Source organism: Halobacillus sp. A1-3 (assembly GCF_050971765.1).
Classification (GTDB): domain Bacteria; phylum Bacillota; class Bacilli; order Bacillales; family Halobacillaceae; genus Halobacillus; species Halobacillus mangrovi_B.
Window position 1 is genome coordinate 290,426 of record NZ_JBPCEO010000001.1, and the last position, 15,947, is coordinate 306,372.

At 41.7% G+C, this 15,947-nt stretch carries 16 protein-coding genes and 1 riboswitch; of the genes, 6 read left to right on the forward strand and 10 right to left on the reverse strand.

Annotated features, from left to right (window positions below; translation table 11 throughout):
• Window positions 1-22: 22 nt before the first annotated feature.
• Window positions 23-391, forward strand: a complete 369-nt coding sequence (locus ACRYKC_RS01355; protein WP_433804850.1) for a VOC family protein — start codon at window positions 23-25, stop codon at window positions 389-391.
• Between the two features lie 18 nt (window positions 392-409).
• Here the strand turns inward: ACRYKC_RS01355 and ACRYKC_RS01360 are convergent, their stop codons facing one another.
• From ACRYKC_RS01360 to ACRYKC_RS01390, 7 genes are all read right to left on the reverse strand, one after another.
• Window positions 410-799, reverse strand: coding sequence for a YbaN family protein (locus tag ACRYKC_RS01360; protein WP_433804851.1), 390 nt, complete (start codon window positions 797-799; stop codon window positions 410-412).
• A gap of 210 nt (window positions 800-1,009) precedes the next feature.
• Window positions 1,010-2,680, reverse strand: a complete 1,671-nt coding sequence (locus ACRYKC_RS01365; RefSeq protein ID WP_433804852.1) for a glycoside hydrolase family 13 protein — start codon at window positions 2,678-2,680, stop codon at window positions 1,010-1,012.
• A 35-nt stretch (window positions 2,681-2,715) separates the two neighbouring features.
• The gene (locus ACRYKC_RS01370) at window positions 2,716-3,540 is read right to left on the reverse strand and encodes a carbohydrate ABC transporter permease (RefSeq protein WP_433804853.1); all 825 of its coding nucleotides are present in this window, start codon (window positions 3,538-3,540) and stop codon (window positions 2,716-2,718) included.
• Window positions 3,540-4,400, reverse strand: coding sequence for a carbohydrate ABC transporter permease (locus tag ACRYKC_RS01375; RefSeq protein WP_433804854.1), 861 nt, complete (start codon window positions 4,398-4,400; stop codon window positions 3,540-3,542). Before ACRYKC_RS01375 ends, ACRYKC_RS01370 begins: the two co-directional genes overlap by 1 nt.
• Before the next feature lie 102 nt (window positions 4,401-4,502).
• Window positions 4,503-5,777, reverse strand: coding sequence for an ABC transporter substrate-binding protein (locus ACRYKC_RS01380; RefSeq protein WP_433805117.1), 1,275 nt, complete (start codon window positions 5,775-5,777; stop codon window positions 4,503-4,505).
• A 265-nt stretch (window positions 5,778-6,042) separates the two neighbouring features.
• Window positions 6,043-7,035, reverse strand: a complete 993-nt coding sequence (locus ACRYKC_RS01385; protein WP_433804855.1) for a LacI family DNA-binding transcriptional regulator — start codon at window positions 7,033-7,035, stop codon at window positions 6,043-6,045.
• 158 nt (window positions 7,036-7,193) lie between these two features.
• Complete coding sequence (locus tag ACRYKC_RS01390; RefSeq protein ID WP_433804856.1) at window positions 7,194-7,814, reverse strand: NUDIX hydrolase; 621 nt, start codon at window positions 7,812-7,814, stop codon at window positions 7,194-7,196.
• Window positions 7,815-8,217: 403 nt separating this feature from the next.
• Between ACRYKC_RS01390 and desA the strand changes: the two genes are divergently transcribed.
• The 4 genes from desA to dapA all read left to right on the forward strand — a co-directional run bounded on the left by desA (window position 8,218) and on the right by dapA (window position 12,625).
• Window positions 8,218-9,267 (forward strand): Delta(5) desaturase DesA, encoded by a 1,050-nt coding sequence (gene desA, locus ACRYKC_RS01395; RefSeq protein WP_433804857.1) that lies wholly within the window; start codon window positions 8,218-8,220, stop codon window positions 9,265-9,267.
• 123 nt (window positions 9,268-9,390) lie between these two features.
• Window positions 9,391-10,527 (forward strand): histidine kinase, encoded by a 1,137-nt coding sequence (locus tag ACRYKC_RS01400; RefSeq protein WP_433804858.1) that lies wholly within the window; start codon window positions 9,391-9,393, stop codon window positions 10,525-10,527.
• Window positions 10,524-11,123 carry a response regulator gene (locus ACRYKC_RS01405; RefSeq protein WP_433804859.1) on the forward strand — a complete coding sequence of 200 codons (600 nt, stop codon included), beginning with the start codon at window positions 10,524-10,526 and terminating at the stop codon, window positions 11,121-11,123. The genes ACRYKC_RS01400 and ACRYKC_RS01405 overlap by 4 nt, the downstream gene beginning before the upstream one ends.
• Window positions 11,124-11,415: 292 nt before the next feature.
• Window positions 11,416-11,594, forward strand: a riboswitch (Lysine riboswitch).
• A gap of 128 nt (window positions 11,595-11,722) precedes the next feature.
• Window positions 11,723-12,625, forward strand: a complete 903-nt coding sequence (gene dapA / locus ACRYKC_RS01410) for a 4-hydroxy-tetrahydrodipicolinate synthase (protein WP_433804860.1) — start codon at window positions 11,723-11,725, stop codon at window positions 12,623-12,625.
• A gap of 23 nt (window positions 12,626-12,648) precedes the next feature.
• On the opposite strand, the gene ACRYKC_RS01415 is transcribed toward dapA, so the two are convergent.
• From ACRYKC_RS01415 to mmuM, 3 genes are all read right to left on the reverse strand, one after another.
• The gene (locus tag ACRYKC_RS01415) at window positions 12,649-13,164 is read right to left on the reverse strand and encodes an O-acetyl-ADP-ribose deacetylase (RefSeq protein WP_433804861.1); all 516 of its coding nucleotides are present in this window, start codon (window positions 13,162-13,164) and stop codon (window positions 12,649-12,651) included.
• A 68-nt stretch (window positions 13,165-13,232) separates the two neighbouring features.
• Window positions 13,233-14,189 carry a hypothetical protein gene (locus tag ACRYKC_RS01420; RefSeq protein WP_433804862.1) on the reverse strand — a complete coding sequence of 319 codons (957 nt, stop codon included), beginning with the start codon at window positions 14,187-14,189 and terminating at the stop codon, window positions 13,233-13,235.
• 233 nt (window positions 14,190-14,422) lie between these two features.
• Window positions 14,423-15,355 carry a homocysteine S-methyltransferase gene (gene mmuM / locus ACRYKC_RS01425; RefSeq protein ID WP_433804863.1) on the reverse strand — a complete coding sequence of 311 codons (933 nt, stop codon included), beginning with the start codon at window positions 15,353-15,355 and terminating at the stop codon, window positions 14,423-14,425.
• Between the two features lie 98 nt (window positions 15,356-15,453).
• On the opposite strand from mmuM, the gene ACRYKC_RS01430 reads away from it, so the two are divergent.
• A complete protein-coding gene (locus tag ACRYKC_RS01430) occupies window positions 15,454-15,945 on the forward strand; it encodes a hypothetical protein (RefSeq protein ID WP_433804864.1) in 492 nt (163 codons plus the stop codon).
• Window positions 15,946-15,947 lie beyond the last annotated feature (2 nt).

Sequence of the window (15,947 nt, forward strand, 5' to 3'; positions counted from 1 at the left end):
AAAGAGAAAAAGGAGTGACTTTATGTCAATCCATAATATCGGCCAAATCGGTATCCCTGTAAAAAACCTGGAAAGAGCAACACGCTTTTACCAACACTCGCTGGGGCTCCCACTACTTTTCAACACAGAGACCATGGCCTTTTTCTCATGCGGGGACCAGCGCCTCATGCTGACCTTGCCCGAAAAAGGAGACTTCGAAAGCCATAGCTCCATCCTTTACTTCTCTGTCGATGACATCCATACAAGTTATGAAAAATTGAAGTCTGAAGACGTAAACTTCATTGATGAACCTCACCTCATTGCCAAAATGGACCATACGGAAACCTGGATGGTGTTTTTCCATGACACAGAAGGTAATATTCAAGCGCTTATGAGTGAGATTATTACATAATTGTTTCACGTGAAACAATTATGTCTCGTCGTCTTCAGGCTTCAACGTCTTCGTTTTGTAGATAACTACAGTGAAAAAGCATGCTCCGAAAATGAACCCAATTTTCAAGAACATATTGGTAGCAATGAAGATGGCAGAAAATAAGAAGGAGAACCAAATCATAATGAGCGCTGATATTTTCGCCTTAATAGGAATGCCATTTCCTGCTTTATAATTTCGTATATAGCTTCCAAACCACTTATTCGTCATCAGCCAGTTGTATAAACGGTCCGAACTTCTCACATAGCACGCAGCTGTGAGAAGTAAAAACGGAGTGGTCGGAACTAAAGGCAGCACAATCCCGAGCACACCCAGTCCAAGGGAGATACTGCCGATGATGATCAGTAATACTTTTACGAATTGTTTCATAGGTGATCCCCTTAACACATAGTTTCTATCCATTAGTGTACCATTTTACCTGAAAAAGTCTGATTAAAACGCAAAGAAAGGATCAAAGCCAGCATGCTTTGATCCTTTTTTATGTCTTATACACTTCACCACAATTAAGTTTCAATCCGTTCTAAAAGCCACTTGAATTAACCCTATGCTTTTTATTAGAACAAGACTCATCATTAACTCTTACTCATTTAATTTGTATACTCTTGCTTCATACGGCATTAACTTAAGTCGGGTGACTCCTTGATAAGGATTTACGCTATAATTGCTTATCATTAATTTTGCGTATTTATCGTTCAAGTGATCCGGTAATGTGAAATCTGCTTCCGCTGAAAATAGATTCGTTATCACCAAAACCTTCTCTTTACCAAGACTTCTTGTATAAGCAAAAATCTGATCATGCTGTGGCAAAATTAACTCATAATCTCCGTAGATTAAAACAGGATGATCTTTGCGTAATTGAATAAGATTTTTATAGTAATGGTAAATGGAGTGACGATCATTTATCGATTGATCTACATTAATGTCCTTAAAATTAGGATTGACCTTTAACCAGGGTATTTCAATTGAAAATCCCGCATTTTTTCTATTGGACCATTGCATGGGTGTACGAGAATTATCACGCCCTGATTGCCAGATCACTTCCATAACCTCTTCATGGGATTTTCCCTCATCCATTTCATTTTCATAAAGATTTTTTATGGCCACATCGTTATAATCCTCTATAGAAGGAAATTGCACATTTGTCATCCCTATTTCTTGACCTTGATAGATAAAAGGTGTTCCTTGCATTAAGAAATACAAGGTTGCCAAACACTTACTAGATTGGCTATGAAACTCCTGATCATCCCCCCATACAGAAACAGATCTTGGGAGATCATGGTTTTCTAAAAATAAAGCATTCCACCCTACATTATTCAGCCCCGTTTGCCATTTTGTAAAAACGGTTTTTAACTCATGGATGTCTAACCCATTGTTTTTCCCTTTTTGCCACAAATCATTGTGTTCAAATTGAAAAATCATATTGAACTTTCCTTCTTCTTCCCCAACCCATTCTTCTGCTTCCTCTACAGTGACACCATTGGCCTCTCCGACGGTCATAATGTCATACTTGCTAAACGTTTCATCCTTAAGCTCCTCTAAAAAATACTGGATCCCTTCCTGATTCCTATGCCCTTCAAGGGAAGAAGCATATCTTTTATCTTCAGGATTTGAGACGTCAGGAAATCCCGGAGCTTTTTTAATATGGGAGATGGCATCGATCCGAAACCCATCAATTCCTTTTTCCAGCCACCAGTTAATCATTTCATAAACATCTTTTCTTACTTTAGGATTCTCCCAATTCAAATCTGGTTGTTTTCGAGAAAAGATGTGCATGTAATATTCCTGGGTTTCAGGATCAAATTCCCATGCAGAACCTTCAAAAATAGACGCCCAGTTATTCGGTTCTTCTCCACCTTTACCAGGATGCCAAATGTAGTAATCTCTATATGGATTATCCCGCGAAGATTTAGATTCAATAAACCAGGGATGTTCATCAGAAGTATGATTGATGACAAGGTCCATAATTAACTTCATCCCACGGTTGTGAACTTCGTTTAACAACTCATCGAAGTCTGCCATACTTCCAAACTCAGGCATGATCGCTTTATAGTCTGAAATATCGTATCCGTTGTCATCATTAGGTGAGCAATAAATAGGACATATCCAAACCACATCAATGCCTAGTCCTTGTAAGTAATCTAGCTTCGATATCACTCCCTGAATATCACCGATTCCATCACCATTTGAATCCATAAAACTTCTAGGGTATATCTGATAAACAACTGCTTCTTTCCACCATTTTTGTTTCATTTTCTTCTCCCTTTACTTGAATATTAAAAAACTGGTTATTTTACAGCTCCTTCGGAAACTCCTTTAAGAATCTGCTTTTGTGCAAAGAAATAGAAGATGATGACTGGGATGATTGCAAGCGTCAGCCCAGCTAAGGCTAAATGCCATTGCTTCGTGTACTCTCCGAAAAAGAAAAACATTTTCAAAGGGATTGTCGCGTTGGTTTCATTAAGGACAAGTGAAGGCAATAGATAATCATTCCAAATCCAAATCACATTCAATATCCCCACGGTAACGGATATTGGCTTAAGCAACGGAAAGATAATGTACCAGAATAATTGAAAGCGGTTGGCACCATCAATAATGGCAGCTTCATCGAGCGACTTTGGAATAGAGGTCATTGCCCCATGATACAAAAAGATCGATAAACTACACCCGAACCCAAGATACATAAAAATTAACCCTGCTGCATTCAACATGTCTACTTGACCAAAAATCGAGACAAGTGGAATCATTACAGATTGAAAAGGAATCAGCATAGCCGCCACAAACACAAAGAACAGCCCTCCACTAAGCTTGCTTTTGTTCCGAGCTAAAGCATATCCTGCCATCGCTGAAAATAGAATGATTACAGCAACACTTACTCCTGTAATTAGCACAGAGTTAAATAGTGACTTCAAAAATTCCAAATCAACAAAAGCTTGTACGAAGTTACCCAGCGCAAGTGAGTCCGGTAATCCAAGAACACCTGTGAATATCTGCTTTTTTGTTTTTAATGCATTTACAATCATAAGGTAGAAAGGAGCAATCCAAATCAAACCCAATAATAGACCAAGCAATTCGATGGAGAATAGATTTCTCTTTTCCTTATTCCTTTTCATTACAGATCTACCTCCCGTTTTTTATTGTAATAAACCTGCGTTAAAGCAATTACAGCTACAATTAAAAAGAAAATCACAGCTTTCGCTTGAGCGTAAGCCATTTCATTATCCGAAAAGGCCGTTCGTACAATTTCCATCGCTACCATTTGCGTAGAGTTAAATGGCCCGCCGTTCGTTAAAGAGAGGTTTTGATCATAGATTTTAAAAGCCATAGATAACGTCAAAAACATACTGACCGTAAAAGCAGGAGCTACAAGTGGAAAAGTAATATTTTTGAACCGCTGAAGAGCCGTTGCCCCGTCAATCTGAGCTGCTTCAATTAAATCCTTAGGTATATTTTCAAGGTAAGCAATATAAATGATCATAATATAACCAGCCATCTGCCAGGACGTTAGAATGACAAGTCCCCAAAATCCTGTCTCTGGTGTCGAAAGCCATCCTTGCATGCTCTCTAACCCAAGAAGATTTCCTACGTCTCCAAACACACTGATAAAAATAAACTGCCAAATGAATCCTAGAATTAATCCTCCTATTAAATTAGGCATAAAGAATACTGTTCGAAGTAGATTACCAGATTTGATTTTACGTGTGACAATCAATGCAAGGCCGAGACCAAATACGTTTAACAGAACCACCGTTACGATAGAAAATTTAACAGTAAACCAAACCGAATTCATAAATTCTTCTTCTTGAAATAGATTAATATAATGATCAAGACCTACAAATGATGTAGCGGTAAGGCCATTCCAATTGGAAAATGAAAAAACAAATCCATACAAAAATGGGAAGACGACAACGATCGCCAGCGCTAACAACACCGGTGAAAGAAATATCCAGAACCACTTACTTTGGTTATTCATAGAACTCCTCCTCATTGTTTTTTACATGACGTTGTTCGATAGATGATAGAGAAAAGCTAACAACCTCTGTTTTCGATTGTTAGCTTTTCTCAGACAAAGGGCTTATTTTCTCAACTCTTCCCACTTCTTCTTAGAATCTTCTTCTAATTCTTCCCACGTCATTTCTCCGCTCAAATACTTCTGTACATTTCCTCCTAAATAATCTCCCCACACGCCTGGATATCCAAGGAGTACCCAACCCGTAGTGTTGCCTTCAGATGAATATTCATAAATTTCCTTCGAGATAGGATCCGCTATTTTGCTCGTATCAAACCCTTCATAAGCAGGAATGAACTTAAAGTCTTCTAAGACAGCTTCTTTTCCTGTCTCGGAGGTGTACATCCAATTAAGAAAGTCCTTCGATGCTTGAATCACATCATCATCGCTGTTTTTATTCACGGCCCAGTAGTTTGGAATTCCTACAGGAAGTTTCCCTTCAGATCCCTCGACTGGAATTGGCAGTATCCCCATGTTGTTCTCAGCGAACTCCTCGTCCATTTGCTGGACGGAAGGATAAATCCAGTTCCCTTGCTGAATCATAGCTACTTTTTGAAGAGAGAAGTACTCCTCCACCTGCTGAGAATAATCCAAACTCAATACCGGCTGAACAGAATATTCTGCCTGCAAATCAATCATCCGTTTAAACTCATCTGCTTTTTCAAACGCCACGGAATCTGAATGGAATGCTTCCAAAACTTTTTGGTTAAATTCTGGTGCAAGAAATACATTAGAGAGGTGGTTGCCCGGGACCCATTTTTCCTTTGCCGGGAAAGCAAATACCGCTTCAAGCCCTAACTGGTCTTTTCGACTGTCCAATTTCTTCACGGCGCTCTCAAGATCCTCATACGTTAGAATTTCATCTGGATTTATTCCAGCTTCTTTAAATACTTTCTTGTTATAGATAAACCCGTAACCTTCCTGATTAAAAGGTAACCCATGGACTTCGCCATCTTTTGTCACAGGATCAAGACTGCCCTCTAAAGCTAAATCCGCCGCTTTTGTATCAGATAAATCACTCAAATATTGTTCGAATCTAGCAGCTTCCGTTGGACCAGCGATGCTAAAGATCTCCGGTTCATCTCCTGAAGCGATCTTAGTTTTTAGAGAGGCAGCATAATCAGAACCTCCTCCTACAGAGGTGATTTTAATATCGACACCTGGATTTTCTCCTTCATATTTCTCCGCAAGTGCCTCGAATTGATCTTTAAACTCCACTTTTCCCTGAAAAATTTCTATCGTCAGTTGGTCGGTATCCGAAGACCCTGAAGACCCGGAGGAAAATGAGCAGCCCGTTAATAAAGCACCTGAAACAACTACAGTTGAAATAAGTTTTTTCATCTTCACATTCAACACTCCTTAAGTATGATATCGGTTTCATAAGCATTTAAAAAAAATCCATCCATTTAACACTGAGAAATAAAGTAATAAACTTTAAAATAAGCTAAATAACCCATAAACTTTTGTGAGACCGGTTTCATAAATGTTTAAAAAAAATCAACTCCTATAAGGCGTTTTAGTGTTGTTTTGAATTATAAAGGAATGTGATATCGGTTTCAATAGTTATTTTAAATTTATTGTTTTTAATGAAATTTAGAAGTTAGACTTATGTGGACCCTCTTACAATTAATTCTACTGGTAAATCTACATCTTCAGGAGTGACAGCATTCTCTTGCATCATCAATGCTAACCCTTCTGCAGCCTTTTCTCCCATCAATGATATCGGCTGCCTGATTGTTGTCAGTTTTGGATCAAGCATCTCAGCAATCGGCTGATCATCAAAACCGACGATTGCTATATCATCAGGAACGGTTAGCCCCTGCTCTTTTGCCTCTATCATTACTCCCGCAGCAATCTCATCACTACCTGTAAAAATGGCTGTAGGTCTATCATCCATAGAAAGAATCTGTTTCATTACTTCTTTTCCATCTTCAATCGTGTGCTGGTTGATAAATATCCAATTCGTATTAACTGGGATACCAGCCTCGTCTAAGGCTTTTTGATAACCTTGATTTCGATCTTTATCTTTCCCATCTTCAGCAAATAAACCTCCAGTACAATAACCTATCTTTGTGTGCCCTCGATCAATCAGATGTTTCATTCCTGTATAACTTCCAATGGATTGATCTAATTTTACTTTTGGCACGCTAGTATTAGTTAAGTACTCGTTACAGAATAAAATTGGGCCGTATTTTGTATAGGGCTCTATTACCTCAAAGTTGTTTTCCACCGAGGTCATGATAATCCCGTCTACTTGTCTCGTTTTTAATAAATTCAAGAACGACAACTCTTTTTCCTTATTTTCATTGCTTTGGAAAATGAGAAGCTGATAATTATTCTGATAAGCTGTTTGTTCGATGGCATCCACTAAATAAGAAAAGAATGGATTGACAATTCTCGGAACAATTACTCCCATTGTACTTTTCAATTGACCTCTTAACCTTCTTGCGGAAGGATTAGGGTAGTATCCTAGTTCATCCATCGCCTTTTGTACAAGCTCTCGTTTTTCTTTTGAAATATAAGGATGATTATTAATAACGCGTGAGACGGTGGACTTTGAAAGTCCTGATCGCTTTGCAACATCTGATATCGTCACCATTGTACTTCCTCCAAGCTCTAATATGAAACCAGTTTCATATTATTTTAACAAAAAAAAACTAGAACCTCTACACTAATCATCTCCTCTCCTGAATAATTTATGAAGAGTACAGAGGTTCAAGCTAAATTTACATATTCGAAACTGGGCTTCTGTTCTACTTAATTCCTCATCATCTCAACAAAATGATAAAGAACCCTTGCGGTCAGGCCCCAGATCACTTTGTCCTCATAGTTATAAAAATATTCTTCGAACTGACGAGCCGACCACTCATAGTTGCGGCCACCAGGAATCAAATCAAACGGAAAATTCTCTTCCGGCTTCACTTCAAAGTTCACGCGGTACACTTCAGGGTCATTTTCCAAGAAAAACGACAGCGGTACGGTAAACACTTCCTCCACCTCTGCAGGATTAGGAACCAGATCCGCTTCTTCTTTATCAATAAATCCTACGTACGTGTAAATTCTCATCCCAAATGGCGAGACCATATAATCAAACGGGAAAACTTGAGACAAGTCTTCCTCATCAACGCCTAATTCCTCCATTGTCTCCCTTATGGCTGTATCCTTTTCTTTCTGGTCCTCTCGATCGACTCGCCCCCCAGGAAAACAAATCTCCCCCGGCTGCCTTCGCATCTGATGGGACCGCACTTCAAATAGGAGGTGGAGTTCATCATCTTTTTCAACGAACGGCAGAAGGATAGAAAACTTGGTTAAACTCTGCTGTCCAAGAATGGACGGTGTATGTTGTTTCATTTTTTCTATAATCGTTTCAGGTCTCATCGACTCACCTCAACGTTTCTTTTCTATAACTATAACAAACTCTCAAGTTACGGACTTCTTAAACGATTGACCCTAACATTTATGAATCTCTATTAATATGAGAACTACCAGGGCCACCCTTTAATCCTTATGCACTTTCGCGAAAAAGAATTTCCATTTTAAAAAAGTAATCATTTTCCACATTTGCTATACTCACTTCTCGAGCAGGAAAAGGATGAGATTATTCATGAAGTCAAAACTCCGATGATGGCGATTCACCTGTCCTCGCTACGAAGGAAGTTCCATTATCACCCAAAAAATATATGACAACTGTCATGTGTAGTTCCTGACGTTTATGTCTTATAAAGTATGACGGTTTAGCCTAAGATAGGATAAGAATGAACTTCACAGAAGGAGTCGTCTTATGAATAAAGCAAAACAAAAAGAACTGAAAAAGAATGTAGCAAGCTATGCGAAACCTGATAATTCAGCAGGTGTACGCCAACTTTTGAATACGTTTGTACCCTTTATTTTACTCTGGTATTTGGCTTATGTAAGCTATTCGGTGTCCGTCTGGCTGACAATCCCAGTTGCGATGATCGCAGGTGGATTCGTCATCCGTCTATTTATTATTTTCCATGACTGTACGCACCAATCCTTTATGGACAACCAAAAAGCAAATCGGATCATTGGCACCATTACAGGGATCATTACGTTGTTTCCTTTTGATAAGTGGAAACGAAGCCACTCGATTCACCACGCGACAAGCGGGAACCTCGATAAAAGAGGGACAGGTGATATTTGGGTCATGACCGTTGAGGAGTATCTCGAAGCTCCGCTTAAAACGCGAATCGCTTATCGTATTTACCGTAACCCGATTGTTATGTTCGGATTAGGTCCGATCTATTTGTTCTTAGTTTCCAACCGCTTTAACCGTAAAGGAGCAAAGCGTAAAGAACGCATGAACACCTATGTGACGAACGTGGCTATTTTAGCGATTTATTCCTTGCTTGTATGGGCAATCGGATGGCAGGCGTTCTTGCTTATCCAGCTTCCGATCTTGTATGTATCCGGTGTGCTCGGCATCTGGTTGTTTTATGTTCAGCACCAGTTCGAGGATTCTTATTTTGAAGATGAATCAGAATGGGATTTTGTTAAAGCGGCCGTCGATGGAAGTTCGTACTACAAGCTTCCGAAGGTGCTCCAATGGGTTTCCGGAAATATCGGTTTCCACCATGTACACCATTTGAGCCCTCGCGTACCAAACTATAATCTTGAAAAAGCCCACGACGAAACTCCACCGCTGAAGCATGCGACAACGATCACGCTGAAAACAAGCCTGGAGTCGATTCGATTCCGTTTATATGACACTAAAAACAAAACCTTCATTTCCTTCAAAGAAATGAAGCCGTTAGTGAAGAAGAAGCGAATGGCTATGCTGGATAACAAACGTCCTAGCCTTCAGCAAAAGTAAATCATTAGACTTGAAGAGCCTATTCCTAATGGATAGGCTCTTTGTTTTTACATCGTGACAGAGACCCCTGTTTTCATATATGCTTGTGCTAATTAAACGACTTACAACAAGGAGGTGGACCTTTTGCAAAACTGGTATCAAATTATCCCTAGAAATACAGGTCTCAGTATATATGTATGGATCATTTTCTGTGTGCTGCCTTTTTTCTTTATCTTCCGTTCCTCATCAATTCTGGAGATCTTGTTCGGAGTCTTGATGATCCTGATCTTTTTTCTGTCTTATCGCTTATCTTTTATTTCAAATAGCAAGTTTGTTTATTTATGGGTAAGCATCGAAATAGTGATTAGTCTTGTCTTAACGTATCAATACGGCTACATCTATTTCGCGCTTTTCCTTGCTTTTTTCATCGGAAACATTAGGCATCTTGGCGGTTTCCTATCTCTCTACATCGTCAACTTGACGACGACGCTAGCGGCGATCACGATGACGTTCATTACACGGATGGATGCGATGTTCCCTCACCTTCCGTTTATCATCATTACGGTGATCGGTATGATTCTGCTTCCTTTCACGATCCGCTACCGCAACAAGCAGCAAAAGCTTGAAGGTGAGCTGGAGGACGCGAATGAACGGATCTCTCAGCTGATGGTGATTGAGGAGCGTGAACGAATTGCCCGTGACTTACATGATACGCTGGGACAGAAATTATCAATGATCGGATTAAAAAGTGACCTCGCCGGCAAGCTTGTACCTGTAAAACCTGAAAAAGCGATACAAGAAATTCAGGATATCAGACAAACAGCACGAACCGCACTGAAGGAAGTAAGGGAAATGGTCTCCAATATGAGAGGAACTAATCTGGAAGATGAGCTCGTCCGAGTCCGGCAGATTTTAGAAGCAGCTGAAATGTCATTTGAATTTGAAGGGGATCCCACCATCGAGAACGCTCCCCTCCTCATCGAAAATGTGTTGAGCATGTGTTTAAAAGAAGCTGTAACGAATGTCGTTAAACATAGTGAAGCATCCACTTGCAAGGTTTCCATCTCCCAGACCCCGACAGAGATTACCGTAACTGTAGAGGACGACGGAAAAGGGATTCCTGATGGCATGGAACCGATGCAAAGCTACGGATTGAAAGGCATGCGAGAACGCCTCGAATTCGTCAATGGAAGCCTCGACATCGAGTCCGTGCAGGGCACGAAACTTACTCTTCACGTCCCGAATGTCATTCAAAATACAAAGGAGGAAGGAAACGCATGATTCGTATCGTCATCGCTGAAGACCAGCGGATGTTACTCGGAGCGCTTGGAGCATTGCTTGATTTGGAGGAGGGTATGGAGGTTGTCGGTCAGGCCAATGATGGCGAAGAAGCCTGCCAACTGGTCAAAGAACTGAAACCTGACGTATGTATTATGGACATTGAGATGCCTGTGAAAGACGGGCTTGATGCTGCAGAAGAATTGAACAATGAATCTTGTAAAATCATCATCCTGACGACTTTCGCCCGCCCCGGTTATTTTGAGCGAGCGAGAAAAGCCGGAGTCAGCGGCTATTTGCTGAAAGACAGTCCGAGCGAAGACTTAGCGGACGCGATTCGAAAAATCATGGCCGGTCAGCGTATCTTTTCTCCTGAGCTCGTCGATCTTGCCTTCACCCAGCAAAATCCACTTACGGAGAGAGAGCGTGAGGTGATTCAGCTGATGGCAGACGGTAAGGATACGAAAGAGATTTCCGAAGAGTTGTTCATCACCCGTGGTACTGTAAGGAATTACGTCTCGGTGATTTTAGATAAGCTTGAGGTGAGCAACCGGATTGAGGCGATTTCTCGTTTTAAAGAAAAAGGATGGTTTAAATAAACGCTTGTTTAATTTTTTATAGTGGGGGGATTCTCTGGCTAATTTGAGTGATTCTTTTGAGAATGTGAGCGATTCTCGACCTTACCCAAGTGATTCTCATACGCCAATTGCTGATTTCAGGCTAAATGCGAGCGATAACCCCTTTCGTGAGAGACTATCATGAATGTGCCACATTCCTAAGCCTCCCCCACCCAAAAAATTCTAATTTTAAAAAGTTCTCTCTTGTCGTCTTTCAGAATTTTTGCTACAATTTCCCTAACTAAATATTTTTCTTATTTCAAAGAAAATTTGAAGTAAGGATAGAGGTGCAACGTACATGAGTACACATGTCGAGGAGAATGAGATCCGACGACCCATGTGGAAAGGGTATCTTGCCGAAGCGGAAGGAACCTCATGTTCTGGACGTTGGTTCTGTTGCTTAAGAGGCGCAGGACTGTCATATAGGAGACTATATGGAGGGCTATCTTACGCAGGAACGGTTAAAAAAGTTTCTACGGCAGCAACGAAGCCCTCGTTGCTGCCTTTTTGATTTTCTGCTGCCGTAAGGCCCTCACGACCTCGAAAGATACTAAAAAATTTTTCCAAAGGGTGTGAGGTAAATGAATTTCGGCCAAGTTCTAACAGCTATGGTGACCCCATTTGATCAGCAAGGAAACATTGATTTCGGTGCAACGGAAACCCTCGTCAACTACTTGATTGATAACGGTTCGGATGCTTTAGTCGTCGCAGGTACCACGGGTGAGTCCCCGACATTAACGACAGAAGAAAAAGTAAGTTTGTTCAAATTCGTTGTAGAGGTGGTCGACAATCGAGTCCCTGTCATTGCAGGAACCGGATCCAACAACACGAATGCTTCGATTCAACTGACGCAGCAGGCAGAAGCAGCCGGCGTCGACGCCGTCATGCTCGTCACTCCGTATTACAACAAACCGTCCCAGGAAGGTATGTATCAGCACTTTTCTACGATTGCCAACGCCACTAATCTGCCGGTTATGCTCTACAACATCCCTGGTCGAAGTGTCGTCAACTTGGAACCCGCAACGATTATCCGCCTGGCAAAAGTCAAGAACATCGTTTCCGTCAAAGAAGCAAGCGGTGATCTGGATGCCGCAACAGAAATCATCAGCAGTACTCCAGATAATTTCTCCGTTTATAGCGGTGAAGACACAAATACTCTGCCATTCGTATCTATCGGTGGAACGGGGATCATTTCCGTTTCTGCTCATGTTATCGGGAACGAGATGCAACAAATGCTCGATAGCTACCACACTGGGGACGGGGCGTACGCCGCCCGTATGCACCAGAAGCTTGTCCCGGTAATGAAAGCTATTTTTTCTGCACCAAGTCCATCTCCGGTAAAAGCCGCCTTGAATAATCGTGGCATAGAGGTGGGCAGTGTCCGTTTGCCGTTGATTCCTTTAAACGAGGAAGAAACGCAATCGCTTGAAAACGTATTAGGTAAGGTACATCCAAGAAAAGAAGCTTTTAGAGTTGCCCAATAAGCAATGAAAACCCACGGGAGTCCTCACTCCGGTGGGTTTTCCAGCTTCTCTTCATAAATCTTCTTGTTCTCCTCATCAAAACAGACAAACAGGACTTCCTCGATTTCTCCGTGGTCCTCTAAGAATTTTCCTACCTCTTGAATCGCTACCTCTGCAGCTTCGTCTTTTGGATAGCCATAGATCCCTGTACTGATATTAGGAAAAGCAACAGTGCTCAGCCCATTCTCAGCAGCAAGCGCCAAAGAGTTTCGGTAGCAGCCAGCTAACTGCTCAGCTTCACCTTTTTCTCCCCCATTCCACACAGGGCCTACGGTATGGATGACTTTTTCACAGGGTAATTGACCTGCAGTGGTAATTACGGCTTCTCCCGTTTCACAGCCGCCGATTTCCCGGCATTCTTTCATAATTTCAGGTCCTCCGGCACGATGAATCGCTCCATCGACACCTCCCCCTCCCTTCAGCTGTTTGTTCGCCGCATTGACGACCGTATCGACGTCTAGTTTAGTAATGTCAGCTTGCAAGACTTTCATTTTGCCCATGATCATCGCCTCCTTGTGCATAGAAAAAAGCAGACTCATAGAATGTAAGAGCCTGCTTCTGTATTTCCCTAATCCACGTCTATTGACTCGTGGTCTTCCTTATCAGGATTGGGTTTTAATAGATTAGCATGATTACTTTTAATGAATCCGATGATCGTGCCAAGCGTATGTCCTTTGAATTGATCAGGCACAGACTCTCCTGTCGGGTTAGCATAATAAAGCGCATCTTTTTCTTGATTATATTCAAATCCTAACCCTTTCAAAGCATTCTGCAGTCCAGCGGGAAGCTCTGTAAGACCTGTCTGCTCTGTAAAGTACACCGTAGGATATACCCATACATCTACATCCGTAAGACCGGTGTGAACGACGAATAAATCCTTGTCGTACTTAGAAATCCACTGGTCTTTTGAAAAAAGGGCTACTCCTGAGCCTTCCAGCGAAGAGATGCCGTCTAAGTTTACGCCGAAAATTTGATTCACAACTCGGCGGATTTCTGGTCCATCGATCTTTTTCCCGTAATGCTCTAAGTAGAGATCCATCACTTCAACCTTCGTCAGGGACTGGATATACGCATCTAAATCCTCAATTGATTCGTCGGCTAACTCCAGTTTCACCCCGTCGGTAATCTCTTTAGGATATGTGCCCACTTGTTTTCCAGCTCCTAGTTCAGAGACTCTGTCCAAGTCGATGTCATATACCTGTTTCACGATGCGACGAATCTCTCTTGAGTTAACTTTATTTCTGCGAAAATCAAGATAACTGTCCATGACTTCAACCTTTTTCATAGAGTGAACGATATCAATCGCTTCTGATAAAGGAAGATACCCTTTATGCTCTTTCTTTAAAGTCATAATGACCCCAAACATAATGTGCAAAGGATACTTAAAATTAAGATGTTCTTCGAGATGGTGATAACGGTCTTCCTTGTGGCTTTCGGCATGACTGACGTGCGGAGAAATCGAGACGGATGCTCCTGCGAGCAAAACAGTGGCGGTTGCGATGATTAACTTTCTGAGACGATTCATGGTTCACCCTCCATAAAGATTTTTAGTGGCGGGATATATCTGTTACGAAGTCCCCTTTCTTATATCGGCATTTGACGATCCATAGATAAATTGTAGGATGTGTACCTATTGTAAAAAAGGCGAGGAGAGATATTCTATTATGTCTACATCCTTTATTCTACATAATCAAGCAAAAAAAGACAGCTAAAATTTTCATTAGCTGTCTTTTTATAGATTTCAATTCTTACAAAGTTTTAGGATCGCCACGTTTTAGCCATCTCTGTAATGTGTGCCGGCGCTGTTCGGCAGCAGCCTCCAACGATGCGCGCTCCTTTTTTATACCAATCCCTTGTGGGAAAACCGTCAGAGCCTTCCCCGTGCCACGTGTTCGTTTCAGGATTGTAGGTTTCACCTGAATTCGGATAAACGATAATAGGCTTGGTCGTATGAGCACTTAAAGTCGCAACCGCTTCGGTGGCGGCTGTTACAGGGGCGCAGTTAACCCCAATAGCAACGATCTGATCGTGATTCTCAAATGTTTTGGCACATTCCACAAGCAGCGTACCATCACTGATTGAATCGCCATCTTTTAATGTAAACGACAACCATCCATAAGTATCCGGAAATTCTTTTAACAGCGAACCGATTACATTTGCTTCCTTGAAAGAAGGAATCGTTTCAATAGCCAGGACATCTGCTCCTGCTTCAATCAGAGCCTTTATTCGCGGCTCGTGAAATTCTCGTAATCTCTCATCACTGACGCCGTAGTTTCCTTTGTATTCCGATCCATCAGCGAGATAAGCTCCATAAGGACCGACGGATGCAGCGACCAGCGGTTTCGACCTGTTTGTCCCGCCTTCCTCTTGCCAAAAATCGTCTCTCGCTTTTCTAGCAAGGTCTACGGTTTTCTTGATCAAATCCAGCGCTTCCTTCTCTCCTATCCCCCGTTCAGCAAACCCTTCGACTGTTGCCTGATAACTGGCTGTGATGGCACAATCAGCTCCGGAGCGAAAATAATCATAGTGAACTTGATAGATAAGGTCTGGATTTTCCAATAAAACGCGCGCAGACCAGAGCGGATCATCTAGATCACATCCGTGTGTCTCGAGTTCCGTAGCTAAGGCTCCGTCTAAAATCATAACCTCGTTTTTATCTAAAATAGCTTGGATTGGATTGATGGATGGCATGTTACGTCTCCTTTTCCTATAAAATTACTCGTGCACCCGCCCAGGCATTTTTCATAGGATGTAAACACAGGAAACAAATCACTGGGGGAGTATGTATTATGGTCAATTTTAAACCGTTCAGAGGTACAGTCACCATGATCAACGAATTTTTTGTTGGGCAAAATGGTGAAGAAGCAGGTTGTTACAAATTAATGGCTGTCGATGACGGTGCTGGGTCCATGGTCAACTTTGTGATTTCACCTACCACTTATTTCGTAGACCAGGCGATTGTACGGATTGGAGACAGCGTCACCGGTTATTACGATGCCGATGCCCCTGTTCCTTTAATCTTTCCGCCTCAATTCCACGCTCTTGTTATGGTGAAGGAAACCCCGGCTCAAAATGTAAAAGTGGATTATTTTAATGAGCAGCTTGTGAGTCGTGATGGGTTACTAAAGGTAAACCTGTCTCCATTCACGCAAGTTTTGCTCGCGAATGGGCAGCCGTTCACACGGAACCCGGCGAACCGCAATTTGATCGTCATCTACGGGCCAAGTACAAAAAGTATCCCCGCCCAAACGACTCCTTACCGAATCATCGTTTGGTGTTAACG

Bases quoted from the DNA above. Each gene is read 5' to 3' on its own strand.
- ACRYKC_RS01355 (WP_433804850.1), top strand. From the start codon at position 23: ATGTCAATCCATAATATCGGCCAAATCGGTATCCCTGTAAAAAACCTG.
- ACRYKC_RS01360 (WP_433804851.1), bottom strand. From the start codon at position 799: ATGAAACAATTCGTAAAAGTATTACTGATCATCATCGGCAGTATCTCC.
- ACRYKC_RS01365 (WP_433804852.1), bottom strand. From the start codon at position 2,680: ATGAAACAAAAATGGTGGAAAGAAGCAGTTGTTTATCAGATATACCCT.
- ACRYKC_RS01370 (WP_433804853.1), bottom strand. From the start codon at position 3,540: ATGAAAAGGAATAAGGAAAAGAGAAATCTATTCTCCATCGAATTGCTT.
- ACRYKC_RS01375 (WP_433804854.1), bottom strand. From the start codon at position 4,400: ATGAATAACCAAAGTAAGTGGTTCTGGATATTTCTTTCACCGGTGTTG.
- ACRYKC_RS01380 (WP_433805117.1), bottom strand. From the start codon at position 5,777: ATGAAAAAACTTATTTCAACTGTAGTTGTTTCAGGTGCTTTATTAACG.
- ACRYKC_RS01385 (WP_433804855.1), bottom strand. From the start codon at position 7,035: ATGGTGACGATATCAGATGTTGCAAAGCGATCAGGACTTTCAAAGTCC.
- ACRYKC_RS01390 (WP_433804856.1), bottom strand. From the start codon at position 7,814: ATGAGACCTGAAACGATTATAGAAAAAATGAAACAACATACACCGTCC.
- desA (WP_433804857.1), top strand. From the start codon at position 8,218: ATGAATAAAGCAAAACAAAAAGAACTGAAAAAGAATGTAGCAAGCTAT.
- ACRYKC_RS01405 (WP_433804859.1), top strand. From the start codon at position 10,524: ATGATTCGTATCGTCATCGCTGAAGACCAGCGGATGTTACTCGGAGCG.
- dapA (WP_433804860.1), top strand. From the start codon at position 11,723: ATGAATTTCGGCCAAGTTCTAACAGCTATGGTGACCCCATTTGATCAG.
- ACRYKC_RS01415 (WP_433804861.1), bottom strand. From the start codon at position 13,164: ATGGGCAAAATGAAAGTCTTGCAAGCTGACATTACTAAACTAGACGTC.
- ACRYKC_RS01420 (WP_433804862.1), bottom strand. From the start codon at position 14,189: ATGAATCGTCTCAGAAAGTTAATCATCGCAACCGCCACTGTTTTGCTC.
- mmuM (WP_433804863.1), bottom strand. From the start codon at position 15,355: ATGCCATCCATCAATCCAATCCAAGCTATTTTAGATAAAAACGAGGTT.
- ACRYKC_RS01430 (WP_433804864.1), top strand. From the start codon at position 15,454: ATGGTCAATTTTAAACCGTTCAGAGGTACAGTCACCATGATCAACGAA.